15 protein-coding genes are annotated in these 16,516 nt (G+C 75.9%); 3 read left to right on the top strand and 12 right to left on the bottom strand.

Annotated elements, in window-relative coordinates; genetic code table 11:
- Nucleotides 1-148 precede the first annotated feature (148 nt).
- The 4 genes from ACFC0B_RS18965 to bldG all read right to left on the bottom strand — a co-directional run bounded on the left by ACFC0B_RS18965 (nucleotide 149) and on the right by bldG (nucleotide 3,678).
- Nucleotides 149-1,681: a methyltransferase gene (locus tag ACFC0B_RS18965; protein ID WP_376086952.1), complete on the bottom strand. Its 1,533-nt coding sequence runs from the start codon at nucleotides 1,679-1,681 to the stop codon at nucleotides 149-151.
- Between the two features lie 193 nt (nucleotides 1,682-1,874).
- Nucleotides 1,875-2,573, bottom strand: coding sequence for a hypothetical protein (locus tag ACFC0B_RS18960; protein ID WP_376086951.1), 699 nt, complete (start codon nucleotides 2,571-2,573; stop codon nucleotides 1,875-1,877).
- Nucleotides 2,574-2,739: 166 nt separating this feature from the next.
- The gene (locus ACFC0B_RS18955; RefSeq protein WP_376086950.1) at nucleotides 2,740-3,159 is read right to left on the bottom strand and encodes an ATP-binding protein; all 420 of its coding nucleotides are present in this window, start codon (nucleotides 3,157-3,159) and stop codon (nucleotides 2,740-2,742) included.
- Between the two features lie 177 nt (nucleotides 3,160-3,336).
- Nucleotides 3,337-3,678 carry an anti-sigma factor antagonist BldG gene (bldG, locus tag ACFC0B_RS18950; protein ID WP_030310770.1) on the bottom strand — a complete coding sequence of 114 codons (342 nt, stop codon included), beginning with the start codon at nucleotides 3,676-3,678 and terminating at the stop codon, nucleotides 3,337-3,339.
- A 221-nt stretch (nucleotides 3,679-3,899) separates the two neighbouring features.
- Here bldG and ACFC0B_RS18945 point away from each other — a divergent pair, with 221 nt between their 5' ends.
- A complete protein-coding gene (locus ACFC0B_RS18945; protein ID WP_376086949.1) occupies nucleotides 3,900-6,416 on the top strand; it encodes a DEAD/DEAH box helicase in 2,517 nt (838 codons plus the stop codon).
- Here the strand turns inward: ACFC0B_RS18945 and ACFC0B_RS18940 are convergent.
- The 7 genes from ACFC0B_RS18940 to ssd form a co-directional block, all read right to left on the bottom strand.
- Nucleotides 6,411-6,857, bottom strand: coding sequence for an Rv3654c family TadE-like protein (locus ACFC0B_RS18940; protein WP_376086948.1), 447 nt, complete (start codon nucleotides 6,855-6,857; stop codon nucleotides 6,411-6,413). The genes ACFC0B_RS18945 and ACFC0B_RS18940 overlap by 6 nt on opposite strands.
- Nucleotides 6,845-7,267, bottom strand: a complete 423-nt coding sequence (locus ACFC0B_RS18935; RefSeq protein WP_376086947.1) for a TadE family type IV pilus minor pilin — start codon at nucleotides 7,265-7,267, stop codon at nucleotides 6,845-6,847. Before ACFC0B_RS18935 ends, ACFC0B_RS18940 begins: the two co-directional genes overlap by 13 nt.
- The gene (locus tag ACFC0B_RS18930; RefSeq protein ID WP_376086946.1) at nucleotides 7,257-7,523 is read right to left on the bottom strand and encodes a DUF4244 domain-containing protein; all 267 of its coding nucleotides are present in this window, start codon (nucleotides 7,521-7,523) and stop codon (nucleotides 7,257-7,259) included. The genes ACFC0B_RS18935 and ACFC0B_RS18930 overlap by 11 nt, the downstream gene beginning before the upstream one ends.
- Nucleotides 7,524-7,592: 69 nt before the next feature.
- Nucleotides 7,593-8,402, bottom strand: coding sequence for a type II secretion system F family protein (locus ACFC0B_RS18925; RefSeq protein ID WP_376086945.1), 810 nt, complete (start codon nucleotides 8,400-8,402; stop codon nucleotides 7,593-7,595).
- A complete protein-coding gene (locus ACFC0B_RS18920; RefSeq protein ID WP_376086944.1) occupies nucleotides 8,399-9,499 on the bottom strand; it encodes a type II secretion system F family protein in 1,101 nt (366 codons plus the stop codon). Before ACFC0B_RS18920 ends, ACFC0B_RS18925 begins: the two co-directional genes overlap by 4 nt.
- 186 nt (nucleotides 9,500-9,685) lie before the next feature.
- Nucleotides 9,686-11,029 carry a TadA family conjugal transfer-associated ATPase gene (locus tag ACFC0B_RS18915; RefSeq protein ID WP_376086943.1) on the bottom strand — a complete coding sequence of 448 codons (1,344 nt, stop codon included), beginning with the start codon at nucleotides 11,027-11,029 and terminating at the stop codon, nucleotides 9,686-9,688.
- On the bottom strand, nucleotides 11,029-12,153 hold the full coding sequence (gene ssd / locus ACFC0B_RS18910) for a septum site-determining protein Ssd (RefSeq protein WP_376086942.1): 1,125 nt from the start codon (nucleotides 12,151-12,153) through the stop codon (nucleotides 11,029-11,031). The genes ACFC0B_RS18915 and ssd overlap by 1 nt, the downstream gene beginning before the upstream one ends.
- Before the next feature lie 671 nt (nucleotides 12,154-12,824).
- Here ssd and ACFC0B_RS18905 point away from each other — a divergent pair.
- On the top strand, nucleotides 12,825-13,805 hold the full coding sequence (locus ACFC0B_RS18905) for an HAD-IB family hydrolase (protein WP_376086941.1): 981 nt from the start codon (nucleotides 12,825-12,827) through the stop codon (nucleotides 13,803-13,805).
- Between the two features lie 369 nt (nucleotides 13,806-14,174).
- Here ACFC0B_RS18905 and ACFC0B_RS18900 read toward each other — a convergent pair whose 3' ends face one another.
- Entirely contained in the window at nucleotides 14,175-15,095 is a 921-nt protein-coding gene (locus tag ACFC0B_RS18900) for an oxidoreductase (RefSeq protein ID WP_376086940.1), read from the bottom strand.
- Nucleotides 15,096-15,317: 222 nt separating this feature from the next.
- Between ACFC0B_RS18900 and ACFC0B_RS18895 the strand changes: the two genes are divergently transcribed.
- Nucleotides 15,318-16,325 (top strand): ATP-binding protein, encoded by a 1,008-nt coding sequence (locus tag ACFC0B_RS18895; RefSeq protein ID WP_376086939.1) that lies wholly within the window; start codon nucleotides 15,318-15,320, stop codon nucleotides 16,323-16,325.
- The last annotated feature ends 191 nt before the right edge of the window (nucleotides 16,326-16,516 follow it).

Raw genomic sequence — 16,516 nt, 5'->3', positions numbered from 1 at the left:
CCACGGCCAACGAGGGGCAGATGTTCGGCGAACAATCGACGAACCAGGGGGAGCCGGGCGGTGAACCAACGGCGCTCGGGCACCACGAGGCCACCGGCGTTCAGCCCGCCGACGCCGCTCGGCCCGCCGGTGCTCGGTCCACGAGTGCTCAGCCCACCGGCCGGATGAACCCCTGCTCGGTCAGCAGCCGCAGCGACTCCGGCACCCGGTCCCGCAGCACCACCCGGTCCTCGCCGAGCAGCTGGGCGATCGCGTCGACGATCTCGCCCGCCGCCAGCGTCCCGTCGCAGACCCCGACGAAGCCGGCGCCCACCGTGTCCACCTTGGTGGCCCGGCGCATCCCCCGGTTGTGACGCAGGATCACGTGCTCCGGGTCCTCCGCCCCCGGCGCGCCCACCTGCTCCTGGACGACCTCGTCGGCCAGCACGTACCGCGTCGCCAGCAGGCCCGCGTCGTCGTGGGTGCGCAGGAAGTCCTGCCGGTCGAACCACTCCTCGATGTGCGGGCCGAGCGGCTGCTCCACCGGGTGCGGCCACTCCTCCACCCGGACGGTCGGCTGCGCGGCGCCGCTCGCCCGCAGGGTGATCCAGCCGAAGCCGATGCCCTCGACCCGGCCGGCCTCGAAGGCGTCCAGCCACTCCCCGTACCGGGCCTGGTAGTCGCCGCCCGGGCCGCGGTGGTCGCCGCCGTCGCGCAGCCAGAGCTCCGCGTACTGGGCGACGTCCTGCACCTCGCGCTGGACGATCCAGGCGTCCAGCCCGGTGCCGGCCACCCAGCCGGCCAGCCGGTCGTGCCAGTCCTCGCCCCTGACGTGCTGCCAGTTCGCCAGCAGCTGGCAGTAGCCGCCCGGTTCCAGATGGTCGGCGGCCGAGCGGACCAGGCTGCGGCAGAGGTCGTCGCCCGCCATCCCGCCGTCCCGGTAGGTGAACCGGCCGCCTGGCGAGATCACGAACGGCGGGTTGGAGACGATCAGGTCGAAGCGCCGCTCTCCCACCGGCTCGAAGAGGCTTCCGGCGGCCGTCTCCGTGTTGTCGAAGCCGGACAGCGCCAAGGTCAGCTCGGTGAAGCGCAGCGCCCGCGCGTTGAGGTCGGTGGCGGTCACCCGCTGGGCGTGCCGGGCGGCGTGCAGCGCCTGCACGCCCGAGCCGGAGCCGAGGTCCAGCACCGAGCGGACCGGCCGGCGCACCGTGATGTTGGCCAGCGTGGTGGACGCGCCGCCCACCCCGAGCACCAGGTCCTTGCGGGCCACGCCGTGCGCGGTCTCGCCGGAGCCGATCCCGCCCGCGCCGCCGACGGCACAGCCCAGGTCGGAGACCACCCAGGCGTCCGAACCCGGCAGCCCGGCGACCTCGTTGGCGTACGGGCGGACGTCCACGGTGGCGCGCACCAGCTCGCCGTCCGGGCGCAGCCAGCCGTCGATCAGGCAGTCCTCCACCGGCAGCGCGGCGGCGGCCGCCTTGTACGGCACGGGCTGCTGCAGCAGGAAGAGCCGCACCAGCGTCTCCAGCGGGCTGCCGCCGCGGGTCGCGCGCAGCGCGGGGACCGCCTCGCTGCGGGCCAGCGCCGCGTACCCGGTGGGCCCGAGCAGGTCCAGGCAGCCGTCGGCGGTGTACGAGGCGGCGAGCAGCGCCTCGCGCAGCTTGGCGAGGCGGGTCGGGTCGAGAACGGGGCTACTGATCACCCCGCCATTGTCCCCCGCGCGGTCGCCCTCGCCCGACCTCCTCGCCCGCTCTTCCCGGGCCTCCCGGACCTCCCGGCTCCGCCCGACGCCGCCGCCCCCTCGGCCGGGGGGCCGAGGGGGTGCGGGTTCGAACGCGGGTGCCGGCGCGGTGACGGCGCCGACGCGAGTGCGGCGCCGACGCGGGCCCGGTCGGTCAGCTCGCCGAGGGGGCGGCGGCCGGGGTGGTCGGTGCCGGGGTGGCGGCGGGGTCGCTCGCCGCCGGGCTCGCGCCGTCCGTGGCTCCCGCCGCGGGCGTGCCCGTCGGTGTGGCCGCCGGGCTGCCGGTCGAGCCGCCGGTCGGAGCGGCGGCCGCCGAACCCGGCTTGCAGCCCTCCTGCTTGGCCATCGCCGCGCCCAGATCGCCGCGCTGCAGCTTGCCCTGCGCCTGCGTGGAGAGCGCCGACAGCTGCCGGATCTGGTCGCCCACGCTGCGCAGCCCGTCGGCGAACTTCGACTGGTCGTCCACGGTGAGCTCGGACAGCTTCTTCTGGACGTCGAGGTAGCCGTCGGCCGCCTTGTTGAGCTCGGCGACGGTGTCCTTCTGGAGGGTCCCGCCGTCGTCCACCTTGGGGGCGCCGGCCCCGTCGATGGCCGCCGCGATGTCCTGGTTGGTCTTGGCCAGCTGGCCGATGTCCGCCGAGAGCCTCTTCTGGAGGTCGGCCGGGACCTCGCCGGTCTTCACCTGCCCGGTGTCCGCCAGCGCGGTCTGCGCCTGGGCGATCGGGTCCTTGGCCGCGCCGCACACCTTCGCCGCCCAGGACTCCAGCTGCTTGCTGTTGTCGTCGCCGCAGCCGACGGCACCGAACGCGAGCAGCGCCCCGAGCGCGGGTACGGCCAGCAGTCGCTTGTTCACCGGGAGAAGCCCTTTCGGTTACGGTCGTCGAACTGCGAACCTACACGTCCGCCGTTCGACTCCCGGTTCCCGCCCGGGCCCCCTCCCGCGCTCCCGCCGCACCGCGCGACGCCGAGGGACGCGACGCCGCAGGTCGCGGTGCCGTCGTGACGCCGCCGCGGGTCGCTCAGCGCGCGAGGGCGTCCACCGAGGCCGGCCAGCTCATCCGGATCAGCCCGCCGCCAGCACCGGCGGTGACCTCCAGGTCCTCGACCAGGCCGGTGAGCACCGCGAGACCGAGGGCGTCCTCGTCCGGCTCGCCGCCGTCCGCCGTGCCGGAGGTCGGGACGGTGTCCAGTCCGGCCTCGTCCTCGACCTCGATGAGGAAACGCTTCTGCTGGTCGATGAGCGCGACGCGCACCGCGCCCTTGACGTCTCCACGCCGGTGCAGACCCACCGCCCGCGAGCACGCCTCGCCGACGGCCAGCCGCACCTCGTCGAGCACCGACTCGTCGACCCCGGCCCGTCTGGCGACTGCCGCGGCTACCAGCCGGGCGGTCCGCACGTGTTCGGGAAGCGCGCTGAATCGAAGTTCGACGGTTGCCATCTCTTCCCCCTCGGGGTGCTCCGACCGGGGCCGGGCTCACGGCCCCTGCGGGCCGGCGTCGGCCGGCCCTGGGGCGACTGGGCCGGCCGGGGCGTGACGCCCCGGCTCCCGGACGCATAGGGATCGGGCGGGTCGGCCGCCAGGGGCCGACCCGGCCGGGTCAGTCGGTCCTGCTGATCAGTCGGTCGCCTGGACCGCGTCGTCCACCGAGGTGTGGATCGGGAAGACCTTGGTCAGACCGGTGATCCGGAAGATCTTCAGAATGCGCTCCTGGTTGCACACCAGGCGCAGCGAGCCCTCGTGGGCACGCACCCGCTTCAGACCGCCCACCAGCACGCCGAGGCCGGTGGAGTCCAGGAAGTCCACGCCCTCCATGTCGACGACGAGGTGGTAGCTACCGTCGTTGACGAGCTCGACCAGCTGCTCGCGCAGCTTCGGGGCGGTGTACACATCGATCTCGCCGCCAACCTCGACGACCGTGCGATCGCCGACTGTACGGGTCGACAGGGACAGGTCCACGGAACCTCCAGCACCTTGCCTTGCTACGTCATTGCGATCCTCGGCCGGACGGCCGTCACCGCATGGTCGCCGCTCCGGGCACACCCAGCCAGTGCGTGGCAAGCCTCAGCGCTGCGACCCCCGGCCGTACGGCCGTCACGGCCACATTCAACCACCTGCGACCATGCCCGCACGATGGCTTAGGACGATTCTCCGTCACGCCGGTGACACACTGGGTCCTCATGCCGCCGCGTCACAGCCTGCCCGAGGCACTGCTCACGACCCTGTCCACCACCCGAGGGCGGTCGGACCGGCTCACCCATACGGAGCACCTTCCCGCCCGGCCCGCCCGTTATGCGCCGTGGCCCGACTGGATCCGGCCCGAGATCACGGAGTCCGCGCGGGCCACGGGTGTCCGGCAGCCCTGGGCCCACCAGGCGGAGGCGATGAACCTGGCCAAATCCGGTCAATCTGTGGTGATCGCCACAGGGACCGCCTCGGGCAAGTCCCTCGGCTACCTGGCCCCGGTGCTCTCCGACCTGCTGGAGGGCACCGAGGCCCGCAACGGCCGCGGCGCCACCGCGCTCTACCTCGCGCCGACCAAGGCGCTCGCCGCCGACCAGCGCCGCCGGGCCGCGGAACTCGCCCCGCCCCGGGTCCGGGCCGCCCTCTACGACGGCGACACCCCGCCCGAGGAGCGCGAGTGGGTCCGCCAGTACGCCTCCTACGTCCTCACCAATCCGGACATGCTGCACCGCGGCATCCTGCCCGCGCACGCCCGCTGGTCCTCCTTCCTCAAGACCCTGCGCTACGTCGTGGTCGACGAGTGCCACGGCTACCGCGGCGTCTTCGGCTCGCACGTGGCCCAGGTGCTGCGCCGGCTGCGGCGGATCTGCGCCCGCTACGGCTCCTCGCCGGTCTTCCTGCTCGCCTCCGCCACCACCGCCGACCCGGCCGTGACCGCCCGCCGCCTCACCGGCCTGCCCGCCGAGGCGGTCACCGAGGACGGTTCCCCGCGCGGCCCGATGGTCTTCGGGCTCTGGGAGCCACCGCTCACCGAGAACGTCGGCGAGCACGGCGCGCCGGTCCGCCGGACCGCCACCGCCGAGGCCGCCCACCTGCTGACCGACCTGGTCGAACGGGAGACCCGGACCGTCGTCTTCGTACGCTCCCGGCGCGCCGCCGAACTCGTCGCCCTGCAGACCCAGGACCAGCTCGGCCGACCGCTCGCCGACCGGGTCGCCGCCTACCGCGGCGGCTACCTCGCCGACGAGCGCCGGGCCCTGGAACGCGAACTGCACTCCGGCCGGCTGCTCGGTCTCGCCTCCACCTCCGCCCTCGAACTCGGCGTCGACATCTCCGGCCTGGACGCCGTCCTGATGGCCGGCTACCCGGGCACCCGGGCCTCGCTCTGGCAGCAGGCCGGCCGGGCCGGCCGCGAGGCCCAGGGCGCGCTCGCCGTCCTGATCGCCCGCGACGACCCGCTGGACACCTACCTGGTGCACCACCCGGAGGCACTGTTCGCCACCCCGGTCGAAGCCACCGTGCTCGACCCGGACAACCCGCACGTCCTCGCCCCGCACCTGTGCGCGGCGGCCGCCGAGCTGCCGCTCACCGACTCCGACCTGGAGCTGTTCGGCCCCTCGGCCGCGCCGCTGCTGCCGGTGCTGGAGCGGCGCGGGCTGCTCCGCCGGCGCGGCGACGCCTGGTACTGGACCCGCCGCGAGCGGGCCGCCGACGCCGTCGACCTGCGGGGCAGCGGCGGCAGCCCGGTGCAGATCGTCGAGGCGCCGACCGGCCGGCTGCTCGGCACCGTGGACGCCTCCGCCGCCCACACCACCGTGCACACCGGCGCCGTCCACCTCCACCAGGGCCGCACCTACCTGGTCAAGGACTTCGACCTGGACAGCTCGGTCGCCCTGGTCGAGCCCGCCGACCCGCCCTACACGACGTCCGCGCGGGACATCACCTCCGTTTCCGTGCTCTCGACCGACACCACCGTCGACTGGGGCGAGGGCCGGCTCAGTTTCGGTTCGGTGGAGGTGGTCAACCAGGTGGTCGGCTACCTCCGCAAGCGGATCTCCACCGGCGAGATCATGGGCGAGAGCAAGCTCGACCTGCCGCCCCGGACCCTGCGCACCCGGGCCGTGTGGTGGTCGGTCACCGAGGACCAGCTGCTCGACGCGGACATTCCGCCCGACCAGCTGCCCGGCGCCGCCCACGCCGCCGAGCACGCCTCGATCGGCCTGCTGCCGCTCTTCGCCACCTGCGACCGCTGGGACATCGGCGGCGTCTCGGTGCCGCTGCACCCCGACACCGGGCTGCCCACCGTGTTCGTCTACGACGGCCACCCCGGCGGGGCGGGCTTCGCCGAACGCGGCTTCCGGCGGGCCGAGCAGTGGCTGACCGCCACCCGGGAGGCGATCGCCGCCTGCGAGTGCGAGCGCGGCTGCCCGTCCTGCGTGCAGTCGCCCAAGTGCGGCAACGGCAACGACCCGCTGGACAAGGCGGCCGCCGTCCGGCTGCTGGACGTGCTGCTCGTCGGCGCTCCCGCCGCCGCTGGACCGACCGGCCCGGACGGAGCAGCCGGACCGACCGGACCGCGCGAACCGGCTGGAGAGACCGGCAAGGCCGCAGATGCCGGAGAAGCCGCGCCGACGCACACGGCGGACCCGGCGGAGGCGGCCCGGGCGATCGAACGGGAGGAGGGGCCGGACGAGGGCGGGCGCACCGGCGAGGGCTCGCCGGGAGCTTCATGAGCCGCCTCCGATCTGCCCGGCGCCACCCAGCGCGGCCCGGGCGTCCTCGTCCGTCGGCGCCACCGGTGCCCTGATCGGTCCGGCCCGGGCCCGCGCCCGCGCCGGGCCCACCGGCAGCCGCGAGCTCAGCCCGGCGACGGGCACCTGCGCCACCACCTCGACGGCGTCCGCCGCCAGGTCCACCGCGCAGGAGACCACGGTGGCCTCCTGCGCGGCCGCCACGGCGTCGGCTCGACCGCAGCCGCCGTCCGCGTCCAGCAGCAGCCGGTCCGCCGCCGCGAGCGCCGCCAGGTCGGCGGCGGACTCCGCCCGGTGGCGGGCGCCGACCACCGCGCCCACCGAGAGGGCGGCGGTGCACGCCAGGCAGCCGAGCAGCGCGCAGAGCAGCAACCAGACCGTCGCCGACCCCGTGTCCTCCCGACGCGCCCTCAGCCCGGCCACGGACCCGCACCCCCCTCCGCTCCCGGCAGGGTGTCCTCCCGGGCCGCGACGGCGGTGGCGCTCAGCCGTACCGCGAGCACCTCCGCGAACCGCCCGGGCGCCCCGTAGGGCGCGTCCACGGTGACCCGGACGGTGTCCGGCGCCAGGTCGACCAGGACCGCCGCCCCGGCCGGCGCGGCCGCCCGTGCCACCCCGGCGGCGTCCGCCTCCCCGCGCGCGGCCGCCCTGGCTCCCACCCGGGCGGCGTCGACGCACCGGAGCTGGGCCGCCGCCGCGAGCACGGCCCAGACCAGCAGCACTCCCAGCAGCACCAGGGCCGGCAGCGCGACGGCGGTCTCGGCGGTGACGAACCCGGCGTCGCCCCGCCGGCTCCGCCGCTGCCGCCACCGCAGCGGTCGGTCAGGCCACATGGAGCGCCCGGTCCAGGGCCCCGGCGAGCGCTTCGAGCACCGCCGTGCTGGTCGCCACCTTGTACAGCCCGGCCGCCAGCGCGCACGCCCCGAGCGTGCCGACCGCGTACTCCGCCGTCGTCATCCCCGCGTCCGGGCCGCCCCGGCCCGTGATCCGGCGCCGGATCACGGGCCGGACCACAGGCCGGACCACAGGCCGGATCCGGTGCGCCCTCCGGGGAGCGGTGACGACCACGGGCTTGATCACCACGTTCATGGTTTTCCTCCTTGCATCGAGCCATCGAGCCATCGAGTCGGTTCGGTGTTGTGGTGTTGCGGTGTTGCGTCACATCGCCTGCGAGAAGCGGCTGGTGAGCCCCACGACCACCGGGGCGACACCGACCAGGACGAACGCCGGGAGAAAGCACAGCCCGAGCGGCGCCGTCGCGAGCACCCCGGCTCGGCGGACGCGGGCGTGCGCCGTCCGGACGGCCTCGGCCCGCCGGCCGCTCGCGAGCCCGGAGAGCGCTGCCGCCGCCGGGGCGCCGCTCAGGCTCGTCCGCACCAGGCACCGGGCCAGTGGTGCCAATGGCGGGTGTTCCTCGCCGAGCCGGCGCCAGCAGACCTCCGGCGGTGCCCCGAGGGCCAGCTCCGCCGCGGTCGACAGCAACCGCGGCCCCATGGGGGCGTCCACGCTCGCGCCGACCGCCGCCACGGCCTCCGCCGGTGAGGCCGCCGAGCCGAGGCAGGCCGCCAGCAGCTCGGCGGTGAGCGGCAGCTGCCGCACCAGCCGCTCCTCCTCCAGCACCGCCCCCCGCTCCGCCGGGGACCTCGCCCGAGGCATCCACCGGTGCAGCCCGACCGCCAGCAGTCCGCCCGCCAGCAGGCCTCCCGGTCCGCCGAGGAAGGCCGCCGCCCCGAGCCCGGCCGCCACCGCCGTCGCCGCCCGCCGCAGCCACCCCGGAAGGACGGGGCTCCCCCGCGCCGCCGACCACCGGTCGGCCTTCCACCGCCGAGGCGGGTCCCCGGCGTCCAGCAGGGCGCCGGCCCTCCGCCGTGCCCGCCACTCGGCGCGGACCTGACCGGCGGCCACCGCGACCATCAACACCCCCGCACCGGCCGCCGCCACGACGGCCCGCTCCGTCGGCCAGGTCATCCGCACCCCACCTCCCGGCGGAACGCCCCACTCGGCCGCCCGGTCCGGGCACGGGTCCGACTGATCCCGCACCGCCACTGCTCCGGAGGCGGCTCGGTCTCCCGCACCGGCGCCGAGCCCAGGGCTCCCTCGGCGGCCGCCCTGACGATCCGGGCGGTCCAGGCCAGGCCCAGCGCCTCCAGGGCCGTGCCGGCCACCAGGGAGGCCAGCCCGGCGGGCGTGTGGAGCAGCACCTCCAGCGGCCTGGCTCCGAGGGCCGCGCCCAGCAGCAGCCCGGCGAGCGGCAGGGCCGCCAGGACCGCGATCGTGGTGCGCGGTGCCGCCAGCTCGGCGGCGATCTCCTCCGTGAGGGCCCGCTCGACCCGCAGGGCCTCGGCCACCCCGTCCAACCCGGCCGCCAGACCCGACCCACCGGAGGAGGCGACCTCCCAGCAGGCGGCGACCGCCGCCGCCCCGCTTCCGCCCGGCCGTTCGGCGAGCAGCCGGAACGCGGCCGGCACGTCCGCGCCGTAACGGCCGGCCGCGAGCCGCGCGACCGGCTCGGCCCCCAGTCGGCGCAGTGCCACGGGATCGGCGGCGATCCGCGCGGCCACCAGGTGCAGCGCCTGCTCGGGCGTCGCCCCGCCGCGCAACTCGCCCGCCAGTCCGGCGCAGAGCTCCACCACCGCGGCCGCCCGGTGCCGTGCCTCGGCCGCAGTCGCGCGCCGCAGCCGCCACCGCCGGACCGGCAGGACCGCCGGGACGGCCGCCAGCACCGGGACGGGCGATCCCGTCGCCCACCCGGCCGCCAGCCCGCCGGGCAGGAGCAGCAGTTCGGGAGCACCCCGGACGGGCCGCCAGAGCCCGGCCGACCACCACGCGACCGCGGCCGCCGCACCGCCGATACCGCCACCAACGTCACCGACGTCACCGACGTCACCACCACCGCCGGCGCGGGCGCCGGTGGCACCCGCCAGCACCGCACCGGCCCGACGAGCGCCCGCCGCCTGCCGCTGCAGCCCGCACCACGCCGCCACCGCGGCCCCGCTCAGCACCGTCACCCACCACACCGCCACCCCGTCCACCGCCACGGACACCACCTCCCTCGGCGCCGCCACCGACGCCACTCCGCCCGCCGACCACCCGGCCGGGCCACCGCCAGCCGTCACCCGCTCGGCCACCCCGGCCGCCACCGTCCCGATCCCCTCGCCTCCCCGGTCCGCCGCCCGGCCCGAGGAGCAGCAGGGCGCCGGCCGCACAGCCGCCCATCAGCAGGGCGAACGCCGCCTCCGCCCACCCGGCCGTCACGGCGGGTCCTGCTCGACGCCGGCTCCGCGGGCGGCGAGCAGGCCGGTCAGCCGCCCCCAGCCGGGGCCCGGGACGGTGGCGCCGTCCGCCGTGAAGGTCACCGCCGGGGTGGTGACGGCGAGTCCGCGCCGGTCGCCGCCCACGGTGTGGATCTCGGCGACGCGCCGCCGCCCGGTGCCCGGTTCGCGCACCAGGTGCACCACCAGGTCGAGGGCGGCGCGGAGTTGGCTGTGCAGGGCCGGGCGGTCCAGCCCGGCCAGCGAGCCGAGCGCCTCCAGCCGGACCGGCACGTCCGCCGCCGTGTTGGCGTGGACCGTCCCGGTACCGCCCTCGTGGCCCGTGTTGAGGGCGGCGAGCAGATCGGCCACCTCCGGGCCGCGCACCTCCCCGATCACCAGCCGGTCGGGCCGCATCCGCAACGCCTGGCGGACCAGGTCCCGAAGGGTGAGTTCGCCCAGCCCCTCCTGGTTGGGCGGGCGTCCCTGGAGCCGCACCACGTGCGGGTGGTCGGGCCGCAGTTCGGCGGAGTCCTCGGCGACGACGATCCGCTCCTCCGGACCGACCAGGCCGAGCAGCGCCGCGAGCAGCGTGGTCTTCCCCGTGCCGGTGCCCCCGCTGACCAGCAGCGAGAGCCGGGCCCGCACCACGGCGGCCAGCAGCGCGCCGCCGCGCGACGGGAGCGCCCCGGCGGCCACCAGCTCGTCGAGGCTGAACGGCCTGGGGCGGCACACCCGCAGCGAGATGTGGGTGCAGCCGGCCGCGATCGGCGGCAGGACGGCGTGCAGCCGGGTGCCGTCCGGCAGCCGGGCGTCCACCCACGGCCGCGCGTCGTCGAGCCGCCGGCCGGCCGCCGTGGCGAGGCGGTGGGCCAGTCGGCGCACCGCCTCCGGGTCGGCGAAGCGGACGCCGGTGGCCCGGTGCAGACCGCCGCCGCGGTCGAACCAGATCTCCTCCGGTCCGTTGACCAGGACGTCCGTGACGTCGGGCGCCGCCAGCAGCCGGTCCAGCGGGCCCGCACCCACCAGCTCGGCGCAGAGCGAGCGCACGGTGTCGAGGGCGTCGCCACCGCCGAGCGGCGGTCTTGCGGCGCGCAGCGCGGTCGCCACCGAGCCCGCGGTCGGCGGTGCCCCGGACTCGGCCAGCCGCAGCCGGACGGCGTCGACCAGCGCGGCGGCGCGCTCCTCCCGCGCCGTCCTGCCGTAGGGATTCGGTCCGGGCCGGGCACCGGCCGCCGGGGCGGTCCCGGGGCCCGGGACGCTCCGCAGCACCCGCCGCTCGCGCGGCCCGTCACGGCCCCGGCCGGTGCCCGGCCCGTCACAGATCCTGCGCAGACGCACCATCAGAAGACCCCTCCCTCGACCGCCGGGACCGGCGGCAGCACCTCGTCCAGGAACGCCCCGCAGAAGCGGGCGAGCGGCCCGCCCTCCCGGATGCCGGGCGGGACGCCCTGTTCGAGGTCGACGGCCAGGCCGGGCTCCGGCTCCAGCACCCCGGCGAGCTGCATCCGCAGCCCCCGGGCGACCCGGTGCGCGGGGAGCCCGAGGGGCCCCGGCGACCGCACCACCGCCCGCACGTCGTCGAGCCGCATCCGGACGGACGCGGCCACCCGGTCCGCGGCCGCCACGGCGCGCAGTTCGGCCGGCACCACCAACAGCGCCGTGTCGGACTGCTCCAGCGCCTGCCCGGCCGCCGGATCCAGCCGCCGGGGCACGTCGACCACCACGAGGCCACCCCGACGGCGGGCCGCGGCCAGGACGCTGCGCATGGCCTCGGGCGGCACCGCGAGGGTGTCGCCGCGGTCCCAGGACAGGCAGGACAGGGTGCCGAGCCGCTTGAGCGCGGGCAGCGCCCGGGCCAGCTCGGCGCCGTTCACCCGTCCCCGGGATCCGGCGAGGTCCGGCCAGCGCAGACCGGCGGCCGTCTCACCGCCGAGCAGGATGTCGAGCCCGCCGCCGAGCGGGTCCCCGTCGACGAGCACGGTGCGCAGGCCCCGGCGCGCGGCGGTGACCGCGAGCGCGCAGGCCAGGGTGGAGGAGCCCGCGCCGCCCCGCCCGCCGAGCACGGCGACGGTGCGCGCCGGGGTGCCACCCCCCTCGGCGGCGTCGGCGACGCGGTCGAGCAGCCAGGCCTCGGCCTCGGGCAGGAACAGCACGTGCTCCGCGCCGAGTTGGACGGCCCTGACCCAGACGCCCGCGTCGTCGAGGTCCGTCCCGAGCAGCAGCACCCCGGGTCTGCGGGGCATCCCGGCGCACTGCTCGGACCGGTCGTCGCCGACCAGGACCAGCGACGCGCCCTCCCAGAGCTCGCGCGGCGGCGGGGCGCCCCGGATCAGCCGCGGCTCGGTCCCGGCCGCCGCGCAGATCCGCAGCAGCTGCTCGGCCAGGCCGTCGTCCCCGGTGAGCACGAGCGGCCCCGCGGGCTCCGGCCCGCCAGTGGTGGCGTGGTCGGTGATGGGCTTCGTCATGGCGGCTCCCCTGTCGTCCTGGTGTCCGGTCGGTCCGGGCGGCCGGCCGCCCGGACCGACCTACGGGCCCGGCGACCGCCGCCGGACCTCACGGTGGACGGTGATCCGGATTCCGGCCGACTGCTTCCGAATGCCTGTGGACAACTCGGGGGCTGTGGACGAAAACGTTCACCCACACGGGGGGCTATTGGACAAAGAATTGACGAAACGGGCTCACGGAGATGAACCGGCATACCGGCGCGGCCGGATAGCGCGGCGCGGACCGCGCACTCCGCGGGGCAGGTCCGGGCCCATTCCCGAAGCCGCGGGGACAGGGGTCGGCCGACAGCAATGCCCTACGGACCCTCTACGGAGAGTGACGAAAACGGGGAAACGCCCCCACCCGTCGACACCCCCTGTAGACGCCCCCCGGGGCCGACCCGCGGATCCCCGCGACGGGCCGTTCAAGCCCTGAAAATGGCCCCGGACGTGCGACGACCCCCGCCGGGGGGGAGAGCGGGGGTCGTCTATCCACGGCCCGACTCGGGGGGGAGGAGCCGGACCGGGTTAGCACGGTCGCGAACGATCCGTGACTTCCATGGTGTACCCGAGCGGCCAGAAACACAAACCCGCACGCCCACGAGTACGCCGAATGGCGGGCTGTTTTGCGGCGCCCTCTATCCTCGGTTCCCGTGGACACCACCGAGAACGCCGACGAGCACGCCGACGAGTCCCCGGACTCCACCGCCGCAGCCGCCGGGACCGACGGGACACCCGGGCCCGAGGGGACGACCGTGACCGGCGCGCACCCCGGAACCGCCGGCTCCGCCCCGGCCGGAGCCCGCCCGCCCGCCGTCCGGCCGCACCCGGCCGGACCGCGCACCGCCGCCTTCTTCGACCTCGACAAGACGATCATCGCCAAGTCGAGCGCCCTCGCGTTCAGCCGACCGTTCTACCAGGGCGGCCTGATCAACCGTCGGGCCGTCCTGCGAAGTGCGTACGCCCAGTTCGTCTTCCTGGTGGGCGGCGCGGACCACGACCAGATGGAGAAGATGCGGGAGTACCTCTCCTCGCTGACCCGGGGCTGGAACGTGCAGCAGGTCCGCGAGATCGTCGCCGAGACCCTGCACAACCTGATCGACCCGATCATCTACGACGAGGCCGCCTCGCTCATCGAGCAGCACCACGCGGCCGGCCGCGACGTGGTCATCGTCAGCAGCTCCGGCTCCGAGGTGGTCGAGCCGATCGGCGCGCTGCTCGGCGCGGACCACGTGATCGCGACCAGGCTGAAGATCGAGGACGGCTGCTACACCGGCGAGATCGAGTACTACGCCTACGCCGAGAACAAGGCCGCGGCGATCCGGGAGTTGGCCGAGGTCGAGGGCTACGACCTGACCGAGTGCTACGCCTACAGCGACTCGTCGACGGACCTGCCGCTGCTGGAGGCGGTCGGCCACCCCTCGGCGGTCAACCCGGACCGCGCGCTGCGCAAGGAGGCGGTGGCCCGCGAGTGGCCGGTGCTGGTCTTCGACAAGCCGGTGGAACTCCGGCGCCGGCTCCCGGAATTCTCGGCGCCGAGCCGCTCGGTGCTGACGGCGGTGGCGGTCGGCACGGCCGCGCTGACGGCGGGGGTCATCTGGTACGCGGCCCGGCGCCGCCGCCCGGCGGCCTGACCGGGGAGCGTTGGACAAAACGGTCAAAAGCCGAGGACGGGACTTTTCGGGTTCCCCTTTCGCCCGAAACGCGATACAAATGAAGCACGGCCCGCGAGACCCGGTCAGGACCGAAGAGGTCAAACCGACAACGCAGTTCAGGCCCCACGGACCGCCGTACAGATGACCGAGCACCCACATGCAGCCGACCCGCTGTCGGGCCGCCGGACCAGACGAACGGGCAGGATCCCCGTCTGATCGGCACTTCCGGTGCATGCATGGTCACCCGGCATCTGTGCCAGCGGCGGCACCTGGCAGGATCAGGTGCCGCCGCATCTCGCTGTCGGGGCCCGGCAGTCGGCGCCGGAGCCGGGCGGCCGGCCCGGGCGCTCAGACCATGCCGCGCTGCATCGCCTCGCAGACCGCCGTGCTCTCCCGCACCCCGAGCCGCAGCGCCCGGCCGCAGTGGCCGATCCAGGCCGCCAGCCCCTCCGGCGTCCCCGCCAGGTAGCCGGCCAGCGCCCGCCGGTAGGCGTCCGTCCCCAGCTCCACGAGGCCGACCTCGGCCGGGCAGATCGACTTCGGGTCGAGCCCCTCGGCGATCAGCACGATCCGCTGGGCGGCCCGGGCGATCAGGCCGTTGTACGCGCCGAAGGGCCGCAGCGCCAGCAGCTCGCCGTGCACCACCGAGGCGACCACCAGGGCGGGCGTCCCGACGCCCTGGCCCTCCGCGCGGGCCACCAGCAGCCGGGAGAGCTGGTCGAGCCGGGCGGCGACCTCCTCCGGACCGGGCGCCGCCGGCAGTGCCGGCACCGGCCCGTCCGCCGGCGTGCCGGCCACCTCGGCCGCCGGGCCGTGGTCCGCCGCGACCCCCTCCGCCGGCCTCAGCGCCAGCGGGAACGGTTCGTCGGCGCCCTCGCCGCCCTGCCGCGGGCGGCCCGCCGCGGGGTCGGCGTCACCGACCGCCAGCAGGTGCAGCCTGGCCAGCACCTGGAGCGGCGAGTGCCGCCAGATGCTCAGCAGCTGGCCCGCCTCGGCCGCGACCCGCAGTGCGGCGCCCACCGTGCGGGCCTCGGGGTCCGCGCCGAAGTCGCTGCGCCGCCGGACCTCCTCCAGCGGCCAGTCGGCCCCGGCCAGCGCCGCCGAGGCGCGGGCGCCGCGCAGGGCGGACTCGGAGGTGACCTCGGCCGCGCGGCGGCGCATCACCCGGTGGCCGTAGAGGCGGTCGACGGCCTTGCGCACCTCGGCCACCGCGTCCGGCACTCCGGGGAGCTGGGCCAGCGGGGCGAGGGGATCTGTTCCAGTGCTCACCTACCCGAGAGTAATGACCCGGGCGCCCCGGCCGGAACAGCAACCTCACATCACCCGTTAGAGGCAATCCTCACTTCCCGTCGGCCCGCGAGCCCGAACCCCGATAGCATGACCACTGTCGAAGACGATAACGATTTCCAACTCTAGGGAAATCGTCGACCCCGCCGCGGGGCGCAGCCGCGACCGCGGCGGGCCCCAGGAGCGAGAGCCGGAGTCCCACAGATGAAGATCGCCTTCGTCGGCAAGGGCGGCAGCGGCAAGACGACGCTGTCCGCGCTGTTCATCCGCCACCTGGCCGCCGCGGGCCGACCGGTCCTCGCCGTCGACGCCGACATCAACCAGCACCTCGGCCCCGCGCTCGGCCTGACGGACGACCAGGCCGCCGCGCTGCCCGCGCTCGGAGCCCACCTGCCCGAGATCAAGGAGTACCTGCGCGGCGGCAACCCGCTGATCCGCTCCGCCGAGGAGATGATCAAGACCACCCCGCCGGGCCGGGGCTCGCGGCTGCTGCGGATCGTCGAGGAGAACCCGGTCTACACGGCCTGCGCCCGCCCGGTCGCGCTCGACGAGGGCTCGGTGCGACTGCTGGCGACCGGCGCGTTCACCGAGGAGGACCTCGGTGTCGCCTGCTACCACTCCAAGGTCGGCGCGGTCGAACTGCTGCTCAACCACCTGGTCGACGGCCGGGAGGAGTACGTGGTGACCGACATGACCGCCGGTTCCGACTCCTTCGCCTCGGGCCTGTTCACCCGTTTCGACCTCACCTTCCTGATCGCCGAGCCCACCCGCAAGGGCGTCTCGGTGTACCGCCAGTACCGGGACTACGCGCGCGATTTCGGCGTGCGGCTGCGGGTCGTCGGCAACAAGGTGCAGGGCCCGGACGACCTGGACTTCCTCCGTCGGGAGGTCGGCGAGGACCTGCTGACGGCCTTCGGCCAGTCCGACTGGGTGCGCCGGCTGGAGCAGGGCGCGCAGCCACCCTTGCGCGCCCTCGAACCCGCCAACCGCGCCGTGCTGGACGAGCTGCGCGCCGCGGCCGACGCCGCGTACGAGCTGCGCGACCCGCACCGGTACACCGAGCAGGCCGTCCTCTTCCACCTGCGCAACGCCGAGAGCTGGGCCAACGCCAAGGTCGGCACGGACCTCGCCGCCCAGGTCGACCCGGACTTCGTGCTCGGCGGCGAGTCCGCGCCGGCCGGCGCACCCACCGCCGCCGGCGCGGCCGTCTGAGCCGGAGCCCCGCCGCGCCACCCACGGGCCGCGGTCCCCGCACGGGGACCGCGGCCCGCGCGCGTCCCCGGCCGGAGCCGCTCCCGACAGGCCCGCCACCAGCAGATTCCCGTCCGTTCGACCACCACCCAATGGGGTGAATCCGGCCGTTATTCACTGTCGCTTCGAATGACGCTGTGCAAAGCTCTCAT

Source organism: Kitasatospora sp. NPDC056184, from assembly GCF_042268405.1.
In the GTDB taxonomy this organism is placed as follows: Bacteria; Actinomycetota; Actinomycetes; order Streptomycetales; family Streptomycetaceae; genus Kitasatospora.
Note: the sequence above shows the minus strand (reverse complement) of the source record. Positions and strands in the feature narration are given on the sequence as shown.